General features: G+C 69.8%; 4 protein-coding genes. All 4 read right to left on the bottom strand.

Going from position 1 to position 2,623, the window contains the following annotated elements:
• Nucleotides 1-21 precede the first annotated feature (21 nt).
• Complete coding sequence (locus VKH46_06095) at nt 22-864, bottom strand: phosphatidate cytidylyltransferase (protein ID HKB70397.1); 843 nt, start codon at nt 862-864, stop codon at nt 22-24.
• Nucleotides 864-1,658, bottom strand: a complete 795-nt coding sequence (locus tag VKH46_06090) for an isoprenyl transferase (protein HKB70396.1) — start codon at nt 1,656-1,658, stop codon at nt 864-866. Before VKH46_06090 ends, VKH46_06095 begins: the two co-directional genes overlap by 1 nt.
• Nucleotides 1,659-1,662: 4 nt before the next feature.
• Nucleotides 1,663-2,445, bottom strand: coding sequence for a tRNA pseudouridine(38-40) synthase TruA (gene truA, locus VKH46_06085; GenBank protein HKB70395.1), 783 nt, complete (start codon nt 2,443-2,445; stop codon nt 1,663-1,665).
• A partial coding sequence (locus VKH46_06080; protein HKB70394.1) for a hypothetical protein occupies nt 2,442-2,623 on the bottom strand: 182 nt, incomplete at its 5' end. The genes truA and VKH46_06080, both read right to left, overlap by 4 nt.

Below are 2,623 nucleotides of genomic sequence, written 5' to 3'. Positions count from 1 at the left end.
CGCCGGCTGCGCGAGCTTCCTTCACGCCGCGGCCGCCATCTTCACGAGGATCGCCCCGCAGAGGACCGGCGCCGCGAAGAGGAGCGAATCCACGCGGTCGTAGAAGCCGCCGTGGCCCGGAAGGAAGGTCCCCGAATCCTTCACGCCGGCGCCGCGCTTGAACATCGACTCGACGAGATCGCCGATCTGGCCCGCCGTCGAGGCGAGGCCGCCGATGATCGCCGCCTCCGGCAGGCGGAATTCGGGGACGAAGAGCGCGGCGGCGCCGACCGCGACGAGGATCGAACCGGCGAATCCGCCGATCGACCCCTCGATGGTCTTCTTCGGGGAGACCTCCGGGGCGAGCCTGTGCCGCCCGAAGTTCTTCCCGACGTAGTAGGCGAACGAATCGCACCCCCAGATCGTGACGAGGAGGAAGAGGATGAGCCTCGGCCCGAAGCGCCCCGACGCGCCGGCAAGGTTCGCGCGGTCGAGCCAGATCAGGGCGCAGCACGGAAAGACGACGAGAGGGAGGCCGAGCGTCGTCACCGCCGTTGCCGAGAGCGCCTGCGCCATGGGTATTCCGGAGAGCATCAGCGCCGTGGCGAAGATCGCCGCGGAAACGAAGACGCCTCCGGCGACCATCAGCCCCGACGGAGAGGGCGCGGGAACGACCGCCGCGGCGAGGATCGCCGCCGCGATCGCGAGCGCGATCCACTTCGGCACGGGGATCCCCGACCGCTCCGCGAGCCGATAGAACTCGGCCAGGGTGGCGAGCGCGAGCACGGCGACGAGCGCGCCGAAGGCCCGTGGAGGCGCGAACCAGAGGATCGCCAGGACGGCAGGAATGGCGACCGCCGCCGAAAGCTCGCGCTGGAAACGCATCAGGCCGAGACCGGCCCGTGGTTCTCGAGCACGCCGCCGTAGCGCCGCTCGCGCTTCTGGAAATCGAGGATCGCCTCGTAGAGGTCCTTCTTCCGGAAGTCGGGCCAGAAGGTCGGCGTCACCCAGATCTCGGCGTAGGCGATCTGCCAGAGGAGGAAGTTCGAGACGCGCATCTCCCCCGACGTACGGATCAGCAGGTCGGGATCGGGGATCCCCGCCGTTCCGAGCCGGGAGCCGAGCGTCTCCTCGTCGATCTGCTCGGGCGTGAGCCTCCCGGCCGCGACGTCCTGGGCGAGCGAGCGGCACGCGTCGACGATCTCGGTCCGCCCGCCGTAGTTCAGAGCGATGTTGAACGTCATGCCGCGGCACGTCGAGGTCGCCGCGAGCCCGCGGATCAGCTCCTTCTGGACCGACGGGTCGAGCTCGTTCATCCGGCCGACGACGCGGAAGCGGATGTCGTTCTCGACCAGCGCGGCGAGCTCCCTTCGCAGGTATTCCTTGAGCAGCGTCATCAGCGTCACGACCTCGAAGCGCGGGCGCTTCCAGTTCTCGACCGAGAAGGCGTAGAGGGTCAGGGCGTCGATTTCGAGGCGCGCGCACGTCTCGACCACCTCGCGAACGGAGGCGATCCCCGCGCGGTGCCCCTCCACCCGGGGTTTCCCCCGCTGTTTCGCCCATCGGCCGTTGCCGTCCATGATGATCGCGATGTGCCGCGGGAGACGCTTGGCGTCGATCCCGGACAGCAGCGACTCCTCGACGGAGCCGGGCGAAGCGAGGAGATTCCGGTCTTTCACACCGCTATCGTACAGCGGGTCCGGCGGCGCCTGGCGGGGCGCCCGGGTCGCCCGGATAGAACACTTTTTCGAGAGTCAATCCCCTCGGTTTCGCCTTCGCCGGGACGAGCGATTTGGAATTTTCCGCGAAGATCGCGTCGATCCGGTCCGCGGGGATTCGCCCCCTCGCGACGTCGGCCAGCGTCCCCGCGATCGCGCGCGCCATGCCGCGCAGGAAGCCGTTCGCCGTCATCCGGATCTCGATCCGCGGCCCGGATTCGGCGACTTCGCAGGAGAAGAGGTTTCGGAGGGTCGTTTCCGTCTCCGTCCCGGCCGTCGAGAAGGGAAAGAAGTCGCGCATCCCCGCCACCCTCCCGGCGGCCTCCGCCATTCGAGCGGCGTCGGCGCGCGGGGAGAGAGGCGCCCAGAAAAGGGCGTCGCGCGGCGCAATCACGCGTTCGCGGGAGAACCGGTAGACGTAGCGCTTGGCGACGGCGGCGGAGCGGGCGTGGAAGTCCGCCGCCGATTCCGCAATCGCGAGAATGCGCGCGTCCCACGGCAGCCGCACGTTGACCGCCGCGAGCAGGCCGTCGACGGGAAACGGGGAGGCGTCGAAATGAGCGACCTGGGCGTCCGCGTGAACGCCGGCGTCCGTCCGGCCGGACGCGTGCAGCCGGACCGGCGAACCGAGGACGCGCCGGAAGGCTCCTTCGAGCACCGCCTGCACCGTCCGCGCGGCGTTCTCCTGGATCTGCCACCCGTGGAAGAACGTCCCGACGTAGGCGATCGTGGCTCGGTAGCGCGTCAAGCGGCCGCTTTCGGGACGGCGGCGGGGCGCCGGCGGCGACGCGAATCGACGACGAGCAGCCACGCGAACGGCGCGTATTCGAGTGCGAGAACGAGCCCGGGGGAAAAAGGCGGCACCGGATGGAGCAGCGCGTAGGCGAGCGGCGCCGCCGCGGCGAGATAGAGGAAAGCCGCCTGGC

Source organism: Thermoanaerobaculia bacterium (genome assembly GCA_035260525.1).
Taxonomy (GTDB): Bacteria; Acidobacteriota; Thermoanaerobaculia; order UBA5066; family DATFVB01; genus DATFVB01.
This window is presented reverse-complemented; position numbering and strand designations above follow the sequence as displayed.